The sequence below is a fragment of the Synechococcus sp. MIT S1220 genome (assembly GCF_047303025.1).
GTDB lineage: Bacteria > Cyanobacteriota > Cyanobacteriia > PCC-6307 > Cyanobiaceae > Parasynechococcus.
In genome coordinates, this window is the sequence record NZ_CP138939.1 from 872,291 (window position 1) to 890,297 (window position 18,007).

An 18,007-nucleotide genomic window follows, 5' to 3' on the forward strand; every position below is an offset into this window, starting at 1 on the left:
CCGAGCGTCGCCATGGCTCAACGCACCCGTCTGGGAGATCTCCTCCGCCCTTTGAACTCCGAGTACGGCAAGGTGGTGCCTGGCTGGGGTACCACTCCGGTGATGGGCATCTTCATGGTGCTGTTCCTGGTCTTCCTCCTTGTGATTCTTCAGCTGTACAACAAGTCATTGATCCTGGAAGGGATCAATGTCAATTGGAATGGCTTGGGCTGATCTGATCCCATGAACATTTTCGGCGTCGGTCTTCCCGAAATGGCGGTGATCGGCGCCGTTGCTCTTCTTGTGTTTGGTCCGAAGCGTTTGCCTGAACTCGGCAGAACGCTTGGCAAAACTCTTAAAGGTTTTCAATCGGCCTCAAAGGAGTTCGAACGAGAAATCAACAAAGCGATGGCTGATCCAGAGGAGGTTGCTGGTTCCGAAGAGCGGTCTGGGGACAGCCTCCCACCCAGTTCCTGATCGCAGTGCGTTATGGAAACGGCCCTTCGCCTGGTGGTTGGGTTAGGTAACCCAGGATCCAAATATTCCGGTACCCGCCACAACATTGGATTCATGGCCCTAGAGCGTTTGGCGGCCAGGGAGAACGTCAGTTTTCGTCAGCAGTCCAAGTTGCATGGGCTCGTCGCTGACATTGGTGCTGGTCAGCAGAGGCTGCGGCTGCTAATGCCTCAAACCTTCATGAATGACAGCGGGCGATCGATTCGTGCTGCTCTTGATTGGTTTGATTTCACTCCGGAGCAGCTTCTTGTCCTCGTTGATGACATGGATCTGCCCCTCGGGCGCCTGCGATTGCGCGCCCAGGGCAGTGCCGGCGGTCACAACGGTTTAAGGAGCACGATCCAGCATCTGGGCATGCAGATGTTCCCTCGGCTGCGGATCGGGATCGGAGCTCCGGCCGATAACCCTGCGGAACGAAAAGCTCGCACTGTTTCTCATGTTCTGGGCTGCTTCAACAATGCGGAACAACCTCTCGTTTCATCCGTCTTGGATGAAGTGATCGATGGCATTGTGCGCATCCAACGCCTGGGTCTGGAACGGGCCGGCAACCGAATCAACAGTCTGCGTCCGGAGGATCTGGTGAACAGCCGATGACGGCTCTTCCGGCGACCACGGCTCATCTGCGCGTCTTGCGCCAGTGTTTCCAGGAGAAATTGCTGGAGGGAGAAGTGGCGGCAGGAGGATTTCACTGGGAGTTCTGCTGGTGTTTCGACCGCGGTGAACTGTCAGTGGAACCCTCTTTGGGCCGAGCTCTGATTCAAGATGCCCTGCGTCGTTTTCTCGTGCGCGCGGATTACAAGTTGGAGCCAGGTGGGGATTATGTATTCACGGTGCGGGCTCGGTTCTGAACAATGGCCTGGGAATCGGCCATCGACAGGTGATTTCAAGGTGTTCTTCCACCATCAAGAGAGCTGCGATGGCATCGAGTTCGCCAGGTGGAACGCGCATGCCAAAGGGGAGCAAAGCCCGCCAATCCTTGGCGGGCCAGAGCTCCCAGAATCGCGCTCGGGCGCGCAGGGTGGTGCCCCGTTCGTTGACTGTCTGAATCGTGGCAAGCGATTGCAGGCGTTCCGCCCATCCCTTGGCTCCGGTGCCATCTCCGATCACGATCAGATGCACCGGAGCCTGTCCGTGCCATGTTTTCAGGGTCGGAAGCACGGAGTCGCTGCGCAGCACCGCCCCGCTGAGTACGGTTGCACCATCAACATCCACAAGAACGAGACCGCATTTGCTGCGGCCGGGGTCCAGGCCAGCGACGCGGGTCATCGCGCCACCCGAATCGCGACAAACACTGGATCTGCGCTGTCACTGGTCCTTGCGGCGATCACCTGCAGGGTGACTCTTTCTCGCGGATCCTCGCCAAGGGACTGCGCCAGTTGCCCCACTGCATTGGCATCGAACTGAAGCCCTTCGGTGAGCGAGCCCCGGCGCTGCATCTCTGCAAATGCGGATGCCAGCAACAGATTGAGTCGTGTTCGGATCGCTTCCGGTGAGCGAGCATCCGCGTCCAGCGTTGCAGTGGCGAGAACATCTCCTTCGCGGGCGACCGTGCGGTTCGGCCGAACCTCAGGGAAGGCATAGACCACGTTTTCCCCACGCAGAACGTTGGTGGCTGAACGCATGGAGACAACCCATGTTCCCGGCTTGCTGATCATTGTCTTCAGGCGTTCCACGTCGCTGCGTGGCAGGAGAAGAATCTGTCGGTCAGGGGCTTCACCGGGTCTGACACGGCTGTAAGCGGTGAGATTGGCCTCCTGGAGGAGCCGGTCGATCACACTTTTTGCCTGCCCTGGATCATCCAGTCGAACGGTGGCCTTGGCGAGGGTTTGACCGCTGCGGAGCACCACGGCGCCCCGCCGCAGGGCAATCAGGTTTCGCTCCAGTTGCTTCAACTCGTTCTCACCATCGCGAATTCGCTGACGCACCTGTTCAAGCTCAGCCTCTGTGCGACGGATGTCGGCATCGCGGGCTTGGATATCGCGACTGAGGCGTTTCTGTTCGGCCTCCAGTCGGACCCGTTCCTTCTGCAGGGGAGCTATCGCTTTGCGGAGCGTGACGGCCCGTTCCTTCGATTCGGTGAGCTTGGTTTCCACCTCCTGAACTTCTGCGCGAGCCTTAAGACGTTCTGCCTCGGCTGCCGCGAGGGCATTACGGCTCGTCTCCAGTTGTTTTCGGCTGCTGCTCAGTTCCTGGCGGTTATCAGTCAGCCGTTGCTGCAGTTCATCAAGTTCAAATAGACCGACTCGCAGCTGACGACTCACCAGCAGCAAAAGGCCGAGGGAGAGAGCACTGATCAGGCTGCCGGTGAGCACCGTGATCAGAACAGCGGTCCGACGTGGCCGCATGTTGAACAGACTCAGGCGTGCCTTGCCAACACGACTTCCAAGCCGATCTCCCAAGGTTGAGAGAACACCACCCAGAATGAGTAGTGCTGCAATGAGCAGCCAACCGCTCACAGGAGCGGCTCCCGCACAGCGGAAGACTCAGCTGAACCGCTTGGCCAGGGCGATCGGATCGAGGACTGTGATCTTCTTGCGATCAATCTGAACAAGACCTGATTGGCGCAAGTCTCCCAGCAGACGGGTGATTGTGACGCGGGTGGATCCGATCGCTTCAGCAATCGCCTGATGGGACAGCCGTAGATCAATGGTGATGCCCAGGTCGTCGGGCACCCCGAAGTCCCTGCAAAGAACAAGAAGGAAACTCACCAGACGGGAGGACATGTCCCGATGGGTGAGCGTTTCGATCATGGTTTCGGTTTGTAGGATCCGGCTGGACAGGCCCTGAAGCAAACGCAATCCAACTCCTGTATCCGCCTCGATCGCCGCGCGCACCGAAGCTGCTGGGGCAGTCACCATTTCCACGCGGGTGAAGGCAACAGCGTGATAAAAGCGATCGGAACGGTGGCCTGTCAGGAGAGACAGAACGCCGAACAAGCTGTTCTCACGCAGAAGAGCCACCGTGATCTCTTCCCCGGATTCGTAGACCCTTGATAACCGAACGGCACCGCGACGGATTAGATAAACCCGCTCGGCAGGATCGCCAGGGAAGAAGATTGTCTTGTTGCGTTCCACCAGCTCGGTGCTGGCTCCATCGAGATCCCGGATGACCTCAAGCAGCGACCGACTGGCGTTCTCCGAAGTTGATGTGGCCGCCGGAACCTGAGGGGAATAGCGACTGAAACCACTGCTAACTGCGCTCATGGTTTAGACGCTGGGTCCAGTGAACTATTCGAAAGGTAAAGATCGGCGAAGGTTCATCCTGTAACAGTTATTACTGATTCCCATGCAGGTCCGCCAGCGCCTGCCTTTGGCCCACCATGAGCGTGTTGATTCCGGGTTCAGCAAGGTCCAGCAATTGATTGAGTTGTTGGCGGTTGAACGGTGCTCCCTCCGCTGTGCCTTGGATTTCCAGTAACTGCCCATCGGCCGCCATCACCACATTGAGATCAACCTCCGCATGACTGTCTTCGCTGTAATCCAGGTCGAGTAAGGGGCATCCGTCGATCAGTCCTACGGACACAGCGGCCAGTTGCTGACGGATCGGATCACGATCGATCAGACCCTGTGCCATCAAAAGTTGTGTTGCCTGCCGCACCGCCAGCCAGGCGCCTGTGATCGACGCAGTGCGCGTGCCGGCATCCGCCTGGATCACATCGCAATCGATCAAGAGCGTCCGTTCCCCCAGCGCTTCCATGTCCAGCACCGCCCTCAGGCTGCGACCAATCAACCGCTGTATTTCCTGGGTGCGGCCCGACAACTTCAGGAGTTCCCTCCTTTGCCGTTGCGGGGTGGAGCCGGGTAGCAAGCGGTATTCGGCGGACACCCAGCCGAGACCCTCCCCCTGACGCCAGCGTGGAACGCTCTCGTCGAGGCACACGCTGCAGAGCACGGCAGTTCGACCGGTGCGCACGATCAGGGAACTGAGGGCAAAACCCATCGGATTCCAGTTGATCTCGAAACGGCGCAGGTCTTTGGCACCACGGCCATCAGAGCGGCTCGGTCTGTTCTCGCCCATCGAAAAGCAGGAGTCGACAGAACCAGAGCCTGGCAGGTGCTGGATGACACCCTCATGGGGTGACGCTATGGGTAGTGTAGGGATGGTTGTGGACTTGCTTTCCACCGCTACATTCAAGGTCAGTCAGGTCAGAGCCTGGCGACCGCTAATGCGATGACCGTCAGCCTGTCCACAAGCCAGAGATCTCCTGATTCCCGCAACAAGGATCATCGGGCCCTTGAACGTGCCGGATTGCGTCCAGTCGCGCTCCGATCTCCCTTGCAACTGGTTGCTCCGGAAGGTCAGCTCCAGATTCATACCGCCCCTTACCGGGGAAGTTTCTCAACGGTGTTCAGCCAGGCGATGCGAGCGGCAGGCCTGGGCAGCCGTGTTCTGATCGCACAATTTCTCAAAGGGGGCGTGTCCCAGGGGCCGAAGGACTGTGTTCGCCTCTGCGGAGGTCTGGTCTGGTTGAGACCTGATGTGCAGGCTTGTCTCACAGAACCAGATCAGGCTAATGCCCATGAAGCGGTTGATGAGATCTGGCAGCTCTGTCGTCAACACCTTCTCAGCGGTAATCTCGATCAGTTGGTGCTCGATGAAATTGGTCTTGCTGTTGGTCTTGGTTATCTCAGAGAGGATGATCTCGTCAGCACCCTTCAGCAGCGTCCAGGCTCGATGGATGTGATCATCACCGGTCCTGCGATTCCTCCCAGTGTGATGGAGATGGCTGATCAGGTGACGGAGTTGCGGCGAGGTTTCTGATGCTGAAAAACGACCGTTGGATCACTGAGCAAGCCGGCCAGGGAATGTTGGAGCCATTCCAAGACGGTCTTGTTCGCCACCTTGATCCCGATCAACGCGAACGTCCCGTTCTGAGCTTCGGCTGTTCGTCCTACGGATACGACTTGCGATTGTCTCCGCAGGAATTCATGATTTTCCGGCATGTTCCCGGGACAGTGATGAATCCCAAGCGATTCAATCCTGCCAATCTGGAGCCGACACCTCTGCATGAGGATGAGGACGGCTCCTATTACATCCTTCCAGCCCATTCCTACGGGCTGGGCGTGGCACTTGAGAAGCTGAAGGTTCCACCCAACATCACGGTGATCTGCCTTGGCAAGAGCACTTACGCTCGGTTGGGGATCATCGTGAATACAACACCTGCAGAGGCGAGTTGGGAGGGACATTTGACCCTCGAATTCAGTAATAGTTCAGGGGCTGATTGCCGTATTTATGCAAATGAAGGAATCTGTCAATTGTTGTTCTTTGAAGGAGATCCGTGTGATACAACGTACAGCGATAGAAAGGGTAAATATCAGCATCAACCCGAGCGGGTCACTTTGGCGCGTATTTAAGCCGCTGAATGGTCATTTTCATGGCCTGGTCACAATTGAACGAGGGCTTAAAAATACCAAACTTCATTGATTATACTTTGCACTTAAAAAATAATATTAGTTTTAAATTCTTTTAATTGCCTCATTCAATTGTCATTGATTTCTTTGCATAAAAATCCGCCAACCTTTAGGTTGGCGGTGGTCGGATTCAAAATTGCATTCCTGCAATCAGTAGTATTGGAGAGATGGCATCTTCGAAGTCTATTCTCCCACCAGAATATTGGTTTCCGTCAAGGGTGTGCTGTTTGGTAGGTCAGCAATCATTCCTCCCTGATTCTTGTTGCCAAATCCTTTCGAGTCGCCATTGCCGTCTACAAAGAGATCTCCCTTGGGTTCGTAGTAAACAAGATCAACTCCCTCAAGAGAAGCTTGTTTGAATTCTTTCTTATTGGTGGCGACAGTGATATCAGGTTCAGACGCTTTTTCTTCTTCGAGATTTTCAACCAGGCTGTCGAGTGATTGACCAGAAAGATTCTCTTTTTTGTCTAAATTGGCAATTAATGGGTCAGTGTCACTCTTTTTGTCGGCGAAACCTTTCCCGGAGTCATTTGTGTCAATATAAAGCTCTCCCTTGGGCTTGTAATAGACAAAATCGTGATCTTCCTTGGAAATGTTGTTTAGGTCTTTCTTAGAGTTTGCGACAGCAATGTCAGGGTTTCCGCTCAGATCTTTCAGGACGGAGTTGGTGATGATCGGATTGAAGAATACCTGATCTGCAATGATAATTTGATCGCCTTCCTTGGTGTTGAAGTCCACCACCTGATCGGCCTTTTTCTTGGAGTATGGCTCATTTCCGGAGAAGTAAAAGCGATCGGCACCGTCTTTGCCCTCGAGCTTGTCTTTGCCGTCACCATCGGCGATTAAATCGTCACCTGAAGTTCCTGGGACCTTTTCAGACTTTTTGCTGTCGCCAGTGATGGCTTGGGAAAGATTGATGTTGACAGATTTTAATTCGAATGAATTCTCGATGGTAATAATGTTATCGATGTCATTTGTGTTTTCGACGCTGCCAATATCTCCTGTTTGAACATTGCCGCTGCCGGTATTGTTGATTGTTGTGTTTGTGTTATTGTTCGTGTTGGTATTCGTATTTGTCGAAGTATTCGTATTGTTCGTGTTGTTTGTCGTGTAGTAATTGTTGATGACTGTTGGGCCGGATTGCGCCCCGGGTTTCGTTGCTTGCGGAGTGGGGACGGGTGCTGGGCTGGCCGTTGGGACGGGAGCCAATGATGCCCCTGGAACCGGCTTGGGGATCGGAGTGGGAGTGGGGGTGGGGGCAGAAGCGGCAAAGCCGGGGGTTAGTTGCTCGACGCTGAGTGTGTACTGGCCCACATCAAGGTCATCGGCATAGGTGTCTAAGTCAACTCGAAGATAATAATCGTCGCTCGATTCAATTGGTGATGTTGTGTAGATACCGTCGTTATATACGTAGCCATTTCTTCTGTTCTGGTCGAACGACCAGTAATTAATTGTAGATATTCCATTGGGTTTATACCATGTGATTTTCGAATCGTTCAAGTCATAGACTTCTGATCCACCCGCGACTTGAAATTGATAGGTCGCGCCTTTGAGAAGTCTAACTTTGAACCAGTCTTCGTCTGAGGTGTCCTCTGGCCCTAGAATACCTTCGACTGAACCTGAGGCCAGTCCTGACCCATCAACTGCAAGGGGAAATGTGTGAGCGTTGGTGTAGCGATTGCCGAAGTCGTCAGCCATGGTTGATGCAAGTGATTGAGTGAGGTAAGTAGTAAATCCTTCGGTTAATTGATTGACGCTTATACTGTAGGAACCAACATCAAGATCGTCAGCGTAACTATCTAGGTCAACTCGCAAATAATAGTCATCGCTTTCCTCAATGGGTGTAGTAACAAGGATTCCATCCTGGTAAACATACCCATTTCTTCTCGATTGGTCATATGACCATGATTTCAATGTTGATATGCCGTTTGGCTTGTACCAGGTGACTTTCGCGTCATTCAGGTCATAAACTTCGGGCCCTCCTATCACCTTAAATTCATACGTTGCTCCTTTTAGTAGCGGGATTTTGAACCAATCTTCATCGCTGGTGTCATCCGGGCCGATCGCGCCGCTCAGTGAGCCCGAGTACAGGCGATTGCTGTTGGCTGTAAGAGGAAATGGATAGGCACTGGTGTAGCGAGATCCGTAGTCGTCAGACATGTGGATAGGCCTTTTGTCTTAAGTCATCTAGCTCATCCAGTTTCGCAGCACAAGTGATATTGCCCGCTGTTCAAAAAACCATTAGGAAAGTTCAGGGAGCCAGCCGCGCCCGGTGGAGGCGACTCTTTTCGTACCAGGCTGCGAACTGCGGTGCCCAATCCACCAGATGTGGCCACATCAGATCGCAGAGTTGACGGATCTCGAGCTGGGCATCGAGCTTGGCCCTCAGATCCATGAAGTGCAGAAAGGCCCGCAAGCTGAAACTCACGACGAAATGCTGGCGGTAGTCGAACGGGAGAATGCCGCGGGCATGTTCCTCGGCAAAACCTGAACGCAATAGGTCTCTGTATCGTTCGGCTGCTTTGCGGCAATGGTCGAGATCGAGATCGCGCTGGTCCTGGGTGTAGGAGTATTTCTTCCCGCGGCGGTCGCTGTATTTGCCAACGGGTCGGAGATAAACAATGTCTTCCAGGTCCAGTTCGCCGTCGGCCGCACGGCAGATCCGTTCGCCTGTGTAGCGCATGGATTGCACATCGAAGCTCACTCCAACGCGATGGGTTCGAGCCTGTTGCATCACCGAGTGAGGAAACCAGCCGACATTCAGCACAATCTGGGCATGTTCAAGGGGGCCGAAATGTCCGCGTTCACCTGCCAGCAGGCGTTTGACGCAGATTTCGCCGGCTTGTGTTTCGTCTGGCCAGCTGTCTCGATCCTCAGCAACAAACCCTTCGCAATAGTCCTGATGCATTGCGGCGTAGACGCATTGCTGCGGATTGGGCGTGGCAGCGATCAGGTCGACCCTGAAACGGTCCATCGGTTGGCCGGCATGTCTATGGGCTGATCATGACGGTTGGGATCTTTGTTGGCTGGTCAACCGTGGCTCCGGGGTCCCGCTGTTGTTACAGCAGTGTCCATGGTTTTGTCAGGTCTGAGGTTGCTGATCGTTCCTTGGCCCATCCCACGCAGGGCAGGCAACGGGTCATCCCGGATCAGGGCTTCGCCGATCGATTGCAACTCACTGGGCTGTCTGACACCGATGGAGCGGCCTCGAACCTGGCCATCAGGCCCGAAGAGGTCCAGCTGAGGAATGCCGTTGACGTCGTAGCGGTCGATCAGATCCTGCCAGCGGGGGTTGTCCACATTGACCAGCACCACATCAAGCCGATTCCGGGTGGCCTTCTCCAGCTCCAGCATCGCGGGCGCCATCTCCCTGCAGGCCTGGCACCAGTCCGCATAGAACTCAATCACTGTTGGACGTCCGTTGCTCAATGCTGTTTCGGGCTCAAGAGAGCGGCGGGCCAGCTGCTCCATGGGGGACTCGCTTTCCAGGCCACCTCGCACCAGCAGCAGGGTGACGGCCAGCCCGAGGGCTACCGCCACCAAGAGCAGCTTCTGGATGGGTCCGAGCAAGGGCTGCCGGGAGCTGCCAGTCATGCGTTGAGCTGCAGTACTTGCACTCTGGCAGGCCTAATGCTTTGCCGCGGCTAGCGTTCAGCCATGGCTCTGATGCGTCTGCTGATCCTGCCGCTGCGGGCTCCGATGCTCCTCGTCCTGTTCGCCACCGCCGTGGTAATGGGCAATCACTGGACGTTGTTGCATGAGCATGTTCACGACACCCGTGGCGTGAGCATTCACCTGTTTTGGACGGTGGAACTGCTGCAATCGGTGGTGGTAGTGGTGATTTGCTCCCTGCCCGACCTGTTTGTTCGGCGTGTGTCCCTTTTGATGGCCTCCAGCCGGGTGCTCAGCCTGGTAGTCATCCTTCTGCTGGTGATCACGCTCGGCATCTATCTTGCCCTAAGGCTGCATCTTTTTGCAGACATCCTGATTATCTCTTCCGCTGTCCTGCTCGCACGCTTGGATCTCACACGCATCGGGGTGGTTCCCCCTGCGGTGCTCACCGTGTGCTTTCTGCTTTGTGTTCTGCTCTCAGGGATCTGTATCGGACATCTTTTGCCTGATCCCCGCACGGCCTGGTTTGCAATCGGAATCCGTTGAGCCTGTGTAGAGCTGGAGATTGTCCAAGACCTTTTTGACGTAGTACCGCGTTTCCGGATACGGGATGCGTTCCACCCAGAGTTCCGGCGCAGTGCTGAGCTCGGTGGTTCGCCACGTGTTCACCGCGCCCGGTCCAGCGTTGTAGCTCGCGACTGTAAGGAAGGGATTGCCATCCCAAATTCGCAGCAGGGTGCGCAAATAAGCGGCTCCGAGATCGATATTGAAGCCTGGATCATTGAGCTCGGTGTCCGTCAGGGGCCTGCCGGCCATCTCAGCAGCTGTCGCGGGCATCAGTTGCATTAAACCGATCGCTCCCGCGATGGAACGCACCCCTGGTGAAAAGCGGGATTCCTGCTTTGTGATGGCCAGCAGCAGCTCAGGGCGGAGTCCATTCGTCTCGGCGCCAGTGCTGAATTCCGACGCGAACAGAACAGGCGCCTGGCTTTGCCGCAGTTGTTGGCGCTGCTCACATGTCATGCCCCGCCAGCGGAGGCTGAGCCGCCACAAACGATCCAGTCCGGTCCAGACATCCCCGATGGCCAGCCGCAGTCGACCCTCCACCAACTGTTCCGGATGGGGCAATGGTTGAACGGCGGCATGGGTGAGGCGCCAGTGTTCCCAGGCTTCGTTGTTAAGGCCAAGTCGCCAGAGCGTGTTCACAAAAGCGTCACTGCTGTCCAGAGCACTCCAGCCCAAGGGCTCAGCGAAGCGCTTCGATGCCGGCTCGGCGTCCAACGCCAGATCCTCGGTCTGCGCGTTGAGGCGCACCCTGGCGCGCCAGCGGTAATAACCGGCGGATTGTGAATCGATCAGCTGATTCCAGATCGTTTCGGCGGCGTCATCTTGACCCACGCGTTGATTGCTGAAACCCAGCCAGAACAGCCGCCGCGCTTCCAGGGGGTCGGGGAGGGTTCCGGATGGCAACAGCTCCAGCAACTGCGTTGCGATCAACCAATCCCCGTGCAGCAGGGCTTCTCGTGCAAGGTCCCACTGCAATTGCCAGATCTCGGGGTCATCCGGCCATCGCTGGATCACATCAACGGCGTTGTTGCCGTTGGCGAGTCGCACCCTGGCAGCGGCGACGGCCGCAGAACCGCTGGCCAGTGATTCAGGAAGTGCATCCAGCAGGCTGGGATCAGGACGCAACGGTTCGCTCAGAAGGCGAGCCGCAGCCGCGCTTTCGGGTGCCATGGGATGGTCCTGTGCGAGCTGAAGGAGCATCTGGTTAGCTTTGTTTTTTGCCTCGGCGTCGCCGTAGAGATGGGATCGCGCGATCGCCAGCGCTGCAGCGGGATCAGCATCAGAGTTGTTGAGGCACCGTTGGGCAGCGTCTGCCTCGCCGAGCTGAGCGAGGCCAAGGGCGAGCTGCTGCCTTTGGGCAGGCGTGGGCTGTGCTGCAGTGCTGTCTTCACAGGCGTCCTTCAGCCGTTGGCTTGTCCCCGGCCAGCGAACACCCCAGCGCGCCAGATGCAGGGCTCCTTGATGGCCATGCTTCGGATCAGGCTCCATTGTTTGCGCAGCCGCCAGGGCGGCTGGATGCCCGGGTTGCTTGTTCAGCAGCTCCATCAGCAGTTCCGGTTGCAGGCCGGCCAGCCGGTTGCGAGCCCAGGCGGAGGTTGGTTCCGCTGGAAAGCGCTTCAGCAGCAGGCGCCAGAGCTGTTGTGCCCGCTGGTGCTCCTGCAGGTCTTCCGCTGCCTGGGCCTCCAACCCCAGCGCGACGGCCGCTAGCGGTGATGGGCCCCAGCCTTGGCTTGCCAGCAGGCGTTGACGTCGCGCTGGGTCGTCATCCAGCTTTGAGACCATCAGCAACGCTGCTTCCCGTCGGCGATCGGGATCGACAGACCATCGGTAGGTTTGCCAAAGATGGGCCGATGACGTGTCGGGCGTCAGAGGTTGATGCCGTTGTCTCAGCTGCCGTTGTCCGAGCACCGCAGCGCTGAGGCTGATGGCTGCTGTGCCGATCAGCAGGACAGCTCCGACGCGGAAACCTGCGTGCACTCTTGGCCGGGGACTGCTGTCATTCTGTTGTGTTCTTCATTTTTGGCGATGCCATCCCATCGGCCCTACGGACGCCCGGGTCGCAGCCAGCGTTGGCGTACTTGGTTGGCGCTGACGCTGGCCTTGCTGGTTTGGGTTCTGCGATGGATCTGGCCATTGCAGCTTCTACCGGGTTGGTTCGTGGCGGTTTTGTTCGCTTGGGCAGGACTTGAGTTGATCGGAGTGCTTTGGTTCCCGCAACGGTCGAATTGAGGGCGGAGCTGCACCTGTCCCCTCGTCACTTCCCTGGCCAGATCAGCGCCCGTAACCTGCAGTCCACGAATGAGACCCATGGTTCAAAGCACGGTTCATCCCATTGGCCCCAGCCTGGGGAACGCTGTGCCTGGCTTTGGGACTGACGGGATCCGCGGCAGGGTTGGAGAGGTGCTCACGCCGGCGCTCTGCCTTCAAGTCGGTTATTGGTGCGGCCGCGTTCTGCCAGACCAGGGCCCGATTCTGATCGGACGGGATTCCCGCAGCAGTGGCGCCATGGTGTCGTCAGCGCTCACGGCTGGGCTGACTGCTGCTGGTCGCGAGGTGTGGACGTTGGGCCTTTGTCCAACACCAGCGGTACCGCTCCTGATCCGAGCACTGGGTGCTGCGGGGGGATTGATGGTTTCAGCGAGTCATAACCCGCCGCATGACAACGGGATCAAGGTTTTCGGTGCTGATGGCGCAAAGCTCGGCGCCGCCCAGCAGGCCAGCATTGAGGAGGGCTTGCGGGGCGATTCGGCTCTCGAGCCCCATGATCACGCTCGATGCGGCCCGTCTTTGCATCGCCCTGAACTGCTTGCCTCCTATCGGGACTGCCTGATGGCCTCGGTGCACCAGCAACGTCTGGATGGGGTGCCGATCGTGCTCGATCTCTGCTGGGGATCTGCCACGGCCTGTGCCGCTGAAGTGTTCGAGGCACTCGGGGCGGATCTGACGGTGTTGCACGGCGAACCAGACGGTGACCGCATCAATGTGAACTGTGGCTCCACCCAGCTGGATCCATTGCGCCAGGCCGTGATCGAACGGAAGGCGGCCATGGGTTTCGCGTTTGATGGCGATGCGGACCGCATGCTGGCTGTTGACGGCCGCGGCAGGGTCGTGGATGGCGATCACGTTCTGTTCCTCTGGGGTTCCGTTCTGCAGGACCGCCAGGTTCTTCCCGATCAACGGCTCGTCGCCACCGTGATGTCCAATCTCGGGTTCGAGCGGGCCTGGCAGGACCGTGGCGGGGTGCTTGATCGCACCCCAGTGGGAGACCAGCACGTCCATGCGGCGATGCTGTCCAGTGGTGCTGCTCTGGGTGGGGAACAGTCCGGTCACATCCTTTCGGCCTCCCACGGGCTCTGTGGCGATGGAGTCCTAACGGCTCTGCAGCTGGCAACGCTGTGCCACAACCAGCGGATCACGCTTAGTGACTGGCTGGATTGCAGCTTCAAGGCTTTCCCCCAGAAGCTGGTCAATGTCCGGGTCCCGGATCTTGGCCGTCGTAAGGATTGGGCAGCGTGTGAGCCGTTGGCCGACGCGGTCCGTGCCGCTGAGACAGCGATGGGGGAGAGCGGCCGCGTCCTGGTTCGCGCCAGTGGCACGGAACCGTTGTTGCGGGTCATGGTCGAAGCCGCTGAAACAACGGATGTCGAGTCCTGGACGGAGCGTCTGGCATCCCTCGCTGATCAACACCTCAACGCGGCCTGATCACCAGATCCCTGGCCAGATTCAACGCTCCATCGCAGGCGTCGCCCACAGGGTCACACCACTGGGCCTCGGGCAGCGTTTCTGAGAGGGCTTCCCTGACTGCGTTGCGGAACAGCAGAAGATGTTCGAAGGCACCACCCTGCCCAACCACCTGCGGTTGGCTGAGCCCGAGGACCACTGCCACAGCATGGATGCTTTCAGCCTGCGCTGCGGCCGAGCGATCAACAATCCATCGCGCTTCTTTTAAACCGTTCTCTGCCGCTGATACCACTGCAGGTGCGAGGGCGGCGAATTGAGCTGTTCTGAACGCAGGACTAACCACCAGGGCTTTGAGTTCCTCGCTGCTGCTGCATCCCAGAAGATTCCAAAGTTCCTCCCGCAGGGGATGATCCGGGAGCCGGCCATCAGCCATGCGCAGGCTCAGCTGCAGTCCCTGATGGCCGAGATCGAAGGCTGCGCCAGCCCCATCGAGCCGCCAACCCCAGCCTCCGCAGCGATGTTCCACGCCTTGTCCGTTGCGGCCAACGCAGATCATCCCGGTGCCACTGATCGCAACGATTCCAGGTTGTTCGGGGAACGCACCCCGCAGAGCCGTGCGTTCATCACCCGTTGCCAGGGCGCGTTCAGGCGCTAAGTCGAGGGTGCGGGCCATCAGCCGACTAGCCCTCTCCTCCAGTGGCGTTCCCCGTTCAATCCCGCTGGCACCGATCACCGCCGCATCGAGGCTGCCGATTGCTCCGGCATTGGCGCTGCTGGTGCGGATGGCTGCTTGAAAGCGCTCGGTGCCGTTGGCTGCCTCCAGATGGCTGATTCCCGGGCCCAGCCCCGTCGCTATTTCACGCCAATGGTCTCCCACCAGCTCAACGATTCGGCAGCGCGTCGTGGTCTGTCCTGCATCAAAACCGGCCAGCAGCATTAGCTCGTTTCGTTGGACGACGGCGTCTGCGCTGCCAGGGTTGCCAGGCAGAACCAGCCGATCAACTGCACTTCTGGCCGGAAGAAGATCGTGTCGGCAACGCCCTGGCCGAGCAGGCCCGCAATCGCGGCCAGGCTGGCCAAGCAAGCGCCGGCAGCCGGTTCATCCAGGCTGAGCCCGCGCAGGCCACTGCGGAAACTGCTGAACAGGAGCCCCAGACTGGCGAGTAGACCGGCAACGCCCGTTTCCACCAGAATTTCAAGCGGTACGGAATAGGCACTCAGCGCATTGAACTTGGGTTGCTGATACAGCGGATAGATCCGGTTGAAGGCGTTGTTGCCGGGGCCGATACCAAGCCACGGCCTGTCCTGAACCATGTCGATTGATGCCAGCCAGACGTTGATTCGGAAGTTGTTGGAGCTGTCACCGCGACCCGCCATCAGGCTCACGAGGCGCGTGCGGATCGGTTCGACTTTGGTTGCTGCGATGGCAAGCACAGCAGCACCCAGGAACAGCATCAGCAATGGGGCCAGTCGTCTCAACATTGGGGGCCAGTGACGTGTGGCGCGAATCAGCAGCAGAACAACAAGGACAGACAGACAGCTCACCAGCCCAAGCCAGCCTCCCCGGCTGTACGTCAACACGGTGGCGAGGCCCCCGAGCAGCAACGTCACGCCAGCGAAGAGGCGGCTGCCGATTCCGCTCCATTGCAGGACAGCTACAGCGGCCAGCGGCAGCATGGCCAGCAAATAGCCCGCTAAAAGATTCGGGTTGCCAAGCGGTCCATAGATCCTGATCGTGCCTTCAGTGATTGAATTCGGATCGGCCCATAGCGCCAACTCCTCCGTTGTGGCATACAGCTGGCGCAGAGCCAGAACACTGCTGAGCAAGCCACCGCCGAGCAGCGCCGCCACCAGCCGATTCCACCAGCGCGGATCACGTTCCAACACCTTTCGGATCAGGGCATAAACGCCGAGGTAGCTGATCAATTTGACCAGGCCTTTCGCCGCCGCGACTGGTACTGGAGAAAAGCCGGTGGCCAGCGCGGCGATGCCGAGAAAGAGCAGCAACCAGCCGCTGATCGGACTGATCCGTTCTGCCGGCGTCACCAGTGACCAGAGAAGCCACAGCAACCCTGTTGCCGCGATCAACAGAGCCAGCCCCGTCCGAGTCAGGAGTGGCAGGCCGGATAGCAGAAGCATCAGCACGGAGGCCGATAACCACTCGAGGCGGTGGAGGACGTCGTCTCCCACCCTCAGCTGGCCCTGCCAGCGCATCAGCAGTGGAACGACCATCCTTCAGGTTCCGGAGCTGACGGTATCGGCGGGATTATCGATCGCCTGCCACTCCCTTTCCAGTGCTGCCAGCTCAGGAAGCGGTTGGTGGTTCCGTAGGAAAAGAACGCGGTAGATCGGTAAGCCCTGCTCGATTGCGAGTTGCTCCCGCTCCGTGGGAACGCCGAGTGGGTTGTCCGACCTCCAGGGCCGATTTTCCTGCTGAGGGCGTTCGAAACAACCGCTGAGCTCGGTGAGCGTCACCATCGGATCGATCACTTCCAGCACATCGCTCTGCAGAAAAAGGTCCCGGCCAGGTTGCAGTGCGGCTGCGATCGCCAGCAGGAGTTCCGGTTGGAGAACGCGGCGCTTGCGATGCCGTCGCTTGAACCATGGATCCGGAAACTGAATCGAGACCCGTTGCAATCGGTCTGCAGAGAGCTGTGCCATCCAGCCCTGCAGGCTGATGTTGGCGTTGCAGAACAGCACTCGTACATTTCCAAGCTCGCTATCGCGTGCTTCTCGGTCCGCGGAGAGGACGAGAGGTCTGCGGATCTCGACGCCAAGGTGGTTCCAGTCCTGATCGCGTCTTGCGATGCCAAGGATGCAACGCCCGCGGGCACATCCGATGTCGAGGTGGATGGGCTTTTCAGGATGTCGAAACAGCTCCTGAGGAGAGGGCAGTTGCAGAGGAAGTTGAAAGAACCTGCTGAGGGGATTGACGTGTTGGCGCAAGGATTCGATTGAGTTATTGCGGGTCGTGTTGCAACAGTGCCCAGCAAGCGGTGTAACCGTGCAAATGGGTTGATCCGCCAACGGGTCCGATCTCACCGTTGCAGAAGGCTCCCGCCACCGGCAGCTCGGGCATCACCTGCCGGGCGAGGGAAACGTCTCCGTTTGGAGTGCCGAATAGTCCCTGGCCGCGACCCAGACAGGCCATCAGTAAGCCAAACGAAGGTTCAGTTCGGCCGTCAATAGCTTCCTTGAGCAGCTCGAGGGCGTCCTGTCTGGAGGCATCCGCTTCGCGCAGTTGGAATTGCACGTTCTGACCTGGCCGCACCCGATCAGCCACGGCTACCGCTCCATTGTTCGGGTCCACACCGATCAGGTTGCGAACCAGAAATGCCCCCTGCACGGAGTTGGTGCCATCGGGGTTGACCTGCAGATCCCTGCTTTCGATGCCGAGGAACAACGAGTGACGCACTAGATCCCGCTCCCGTTCGGTGAGGTCAGCGAGAACTCTCTGTAGACAGGCGACGGGACTCGCCTTGCGGGTGCCATCGCTGAGCTCAAGCAAGACGTTGCGCTGCACCTGCTCAATTGAGAACACAGGGCCGATTGGCCGACATCCCTGGGCGACGACGGGATCCAATTTCCAATCGCCACCGATGGAACAGATCACCGCACCATTCAAAACCTTGTCGTTCAGCAGCAGGGATCCGTGCGGCGCATTGTGAGGACCAGCGACCCCACCGATTCTCGGTGCAGAGGGATAGGCGTAATCAAGGCCGCTGATCAGATCGTTAATCCCGTTGCTGGTTGGATCGATCAGAACGATCTGACTTCTGCAGCTTTCAGGGTCGATCCCCACCCAGTCCTGCCATTGCTGTGCCGCACCGTCGAGATCGGGTAAACGCTCAGTATCCAGAGCTGCAGTCTTGATCTGCAGTCCCGGCAGGGTGAGCAGTGAAACACTAAGTGCAGGTTTTTGCTCCACCTCCGAGGGTGTGCCGCTGGAGCTGGTACCGATCACGCCACCGCCGGCACAGCCGATCCAGTGCTTGGCCGTGAGGCGTTGGCGGAGGAGGGGAAGAAGTCTGGGCAGATCGCTGGCGTAATTGGTCGAGGCGAACACCAGTGCCAAATCGGCATCGCCACGACGACCCAGGCTCTCTGCTACGTCCTGAACTGACTTGTCCAGCGATGGGTGGGTGGACAAGGCAGTGCGACAGGTCGGCTTGTCGGTGGATCCTCTGAACCAGTCGAGTGGAGAGAACGAGGCCATGGTTCGGACCTTATCAACCTTGAAG

The 18,007-nt window shown here is 58.2% G+C and carries 21 protein-coding genes; 9 read left to right on the forward strand and 12 right to left on the reverse strand.

Translation table 11 applies throughout. The annotated features are described in order from the left end of the window. Positions 1-12 precede the first annotated feature (12 nt). Genes psbH through SIB64_RS04030 form a run of 4 tightly spaced genes read left to right on the forward strand, consistent with a single transcriptional unit; the run spans position 13 to position 1,343 of the window. Complete coding sequence (gene psbH, locus SIB64_RS04015) at positions 13-213, forward strand: photosystem II reaction center phosphoprotein PsbH (protein WP_006849996.1); 201 nt, start codon at positions 13-15, stop codon at positions 211-213. A 9-nt stretch (positions 214-222) separates the two neighbouring features. Next, positions 223-456 carry a TatA/E family twin arginine-targeting protein translocase gene (locus SIB64_RS04020; RefSeq protein WP_413442017.1) on the forward strand — a complete coding sequence of 78 codons (234 nt, stop codon included), beginning with the start codon at positions 223-225 and terminating at the stop codon, positions 454-456. A gap of 12 nt (positions 457-468) precedes the next feature. After that, positions 469-1,089: an aminoacyl-tRNA hydrolase gene (pth, locus tag SIB64_RS04025; protein ID WP_413442018.1), complete on the forward strand. Its 621-nt coding sequence runs from the start codon at positions 469-471 to the stop codon at positions 1,087-1,089. Then, on the forward strand, positions 1,086-1,343 hold the full coding sequence (locus SIB64_RS04030; protein WP_413442019.1) for a DUF3146 family protein: 258 nt from the start codon (positions 1,086-1,088) through the stop codon (positions 1,341-1,343). The genes pth and SIB64_RS04030 overlap by 4 nt, the downstream gene beginning before the upstream one ends. Here the strand turns inward: SIB64_RS04030 and SIB64_RS04035 are convergent. The 4 genes from SIB64_RS04035 to rph form a co-directional block, all read right to left on the reverse strand. Then, positions 1,321-1,761: a resolvase gene (locus tag SIB64_RS04035; protein ID WP_413442020.1), complete on the reverse strand. Its 441-nt coding sequence runs from the start codon at positions 1,759-1,761 to the stop codon at positions 1,321-1,323. The genes SIB64_RS04030 and SIB64_RS04035 overlap by 23 nt on opposite strands. Next, positions 1,758-2,951 (reverse strand): DUF3084 domain-containing protein, encoded by a 1,194-nt coding sequence (locus tag SIB64_RS04040; protein ID WP_413442021.1) that lies wholly within the window; start codon positions 2,949-2,951, stop codon positions 1,758-1,760. The genes SIB64_RS04035 and SIB64_RS04040 overlap by 4 nt, the downstream gene beginning before the upstream one ends. Before the next feature lie 27 nt (positions 2,952-2,978). Further along, complete coding sequence (gene ntcA, locus SIB64_RS04045; protein WP_413442022.1) at positions 2,979-3,698, reverse strand: global nitrogen regulator NtcA; 720 nt, start codon at positions 3,696-3,698, stop codon at positions 2,979-2,981. A 70-nt stretch (positions 3,699-3,768) separates the two neighbouring features. Next, positions 3,769-4,512 (reverse strand): ribonuclease PH, encoded by a 744-nt coding sequence (gene rph, locus SIB64_RS04050; protein WP_413442023.1) that lies wholly within the window; start codon positions 4,510-4,512, stop codon positions 3,769-3,771. 153 nt (positions 4,513-4,665) lie between these two features. On the opposite strand from rph, the gene SIB64_RS04055 reads away from it, so the two are divergent. Together SIB64_RS04055 and dcd are read left to right on the forward strand one after the other, a co-directional pair. After that, a complete protein-coding gene (locus tag SIB64_RS04055; RefSeq protein ID WP_413442024.1) occupies positions 4,666-5,256 on the forward strand; it encodes a cob(I)yrinic acid a,c-diamide adenosyltransferase in 591 nt (196 codons plus the stop codon). Further along, complete coding sequence (dcd, locus tag SIB64_RS04060; RefSeq protein ID WP_413442025.1) at positions 5,256-5,849, forward strand: dCTP deaminase; 594 nt, start codon at positions 5,256-5,258, stop codon at positions 5,847-5,849. The genes SIB64_RS04055 and dcd overlap by 1 nt, the downstream gene beginning before the upstream one ends. 240 nt (positions 5,850-6,089) lie before the next feature. On the opposite strand, the gene SIB64_RS04065 is transcribed toward dcd, so the two are convergent. The 3 genes from SIB64_RS04065 to SIB64_RS04075 form a co-directional block, all read right to left on the reverse strand. Next, positions 6,090-8,066 (reverse strand): hypothetical protein, encoded by a 1,977-nt coding sequence (locus tag SIB64_RS04065; RefSeq protein ID WP_413442026.1) that lies wholly within the window; start codon positions 8,064-8,066, stop codon positions 6,090-6,092. A gap of 91 nt (positions 8,067-8,157) precedes the next feature. Then, positions 8,158-8,880 (reverse strand): FAD-dependent thymidylate synthase, encoded by a 723-nt coding sequence (gene thyX / locus SIB64_RS04070; RefSeq protein WP_413442027.1) that lies wholly within the window; start codon positions 8,878-8,880, stop codon positions 8,158-8,160. Positions 8,881-8,936: 56 nt separating this feature from the next. Further along, positions 8,937-9,500 (reverse strand): thioredoxin domain-containing protein, encoded by a 564-nt coding sequence (locus SIB64_RS04075; protein ID WP_413442028.1) that lies wholly within the window; start codon positions 9,498-9,500, stop codon positions 8,937-8,939. A 63-nt stretch (positions 9,501-9,563) separates the two neighbouring features. Between SIB64_RS04075 and SIB64_RS04080 the strand changes: the two genes are divergently transcribed. After that, the gene (locus SIB64_RS04080; RefSeq protein ID WP_413442029.1) at positions 9,564-10,064 is read left to right on the forward strand and encodes a hypothetical protein; all 501 of its coding nucleotides are present in this window, start codon (positions 9,564-9,566) and stop codon (positions 10,062-10,064) included. On the opposite strand, the gene SIB64_RS04085 is transcribed toward SIB64_RS04080, so the two are convergent. After that, positions 9,996-12,062 carry a transglycosylase SLT domain-containing protein gene (locus SIB64_RS04085; protein ID WP_413442030.1) on the reverse strand — a complete coding sequence of 689 codons (2,067 nt, stop codon included), beginning with the start codon at positions 12,060-12,062 and terminating at the stop codon, positions 9,996-9,998. The two genes, SIB64_RS04080 and SIB64_RS04085, sit on opposite strands and share 69 nt — an antisense overlap. Before the next feature lie 48 nt (positions 12,063-12,110). Here SIB64_RS04085 and SIB64_RS04090 point away from each other — a divergent pair, with 48 nt between their 5' ends. Beyond that, the gene (locus SIB64_RS04090) at positions 12,111-12,314 is read left to right on the forward strand and encodes a hypothetical protein (RefSeq protein ID WP_413442031.1); all 204 of its coding nucleotides are present in this window, start codon (positions 12,111-12,113) and stop codon (positions 12,312-12,314) included. A gap of 78 nt (positions 12,315-12,392) precedes the next feature. Beyond that, the gene (gene glmM, locus SIB64_RS04095; RefSeq protein WP_413442032.1) at positions 12,393-13,787 is read left to right on the forward strand and encodes a phosphoglucosamine mutase; all 1,395 of its coding nucleotides are present in this window, start codon (positions 12,393-12,395) and stop codon (positions 13,785-13,787) included. Here the strand turns inward: glmM and SIB64_RS04100 are convergent. The 4 genes from SIB64_RS04100 to SIB64_RS04115 are packed head-to-tail and all read right to left on the reverse strand — an operon-like array spanning position 13,774 to position 17,982. Next, a complete protein-coding gene (locus SIB64_RS04100; protein WP_413442033.1) occupies positions 13,774-14,703 on the reverse strand; it encodes a BadF/BadG/BcrA/BcrD ATPase family protein in 930 nt (309 codons plus the stop codon). The two genes, glmM and SIB64_RS04100, sit on opposite strands and share 14 nt — an antisense overlap. Beyond that, positions 14,703-15,998 (reverse strand): IctB family putative bicarbonate transporter, encoded by a 1,296-nt coding sequence (locus SIB64_RS04105; protein ID WP_413442034.1) that lies wholly within the window; start codon positions 15,996-15,998, stop codon positions 14,703-14,705. Before SIB64_RS04105 ends, SIB64_RS04100 begins: the two co-directional genes overlap by 1 nt. A 3-nt stretch (positions 15,999-16,001) precedes the next feature. After that, on the reverse strand, positions 16,002-16,712 hold the full coding sequence (gene trmB / locus SIB64_RS04110) for a tRNA (guanosine(46)-N7)-methyltransferase TrmB (RefSeq protein WP_413442035.1): 711 nt from the start codon (positions 16,710-16,712) through the stop codon (positions 16,002-16,004). Between the two features lie 13 nt (positions 16,713-16,725). Continuing rightward, on the reverse strand, positions 16,726-17,982 hold the full coding sequence (locus SIB64_RS04115; protein WP_413442036.1) for an FIST N-terminal domain-containing protein: 1,257 nt from the start codon (positions 17,980-17,982) through the stop codon (positions 16,726-16,728). Positions 17,983-18,007 lie beyond the last annotated feature (25 nt).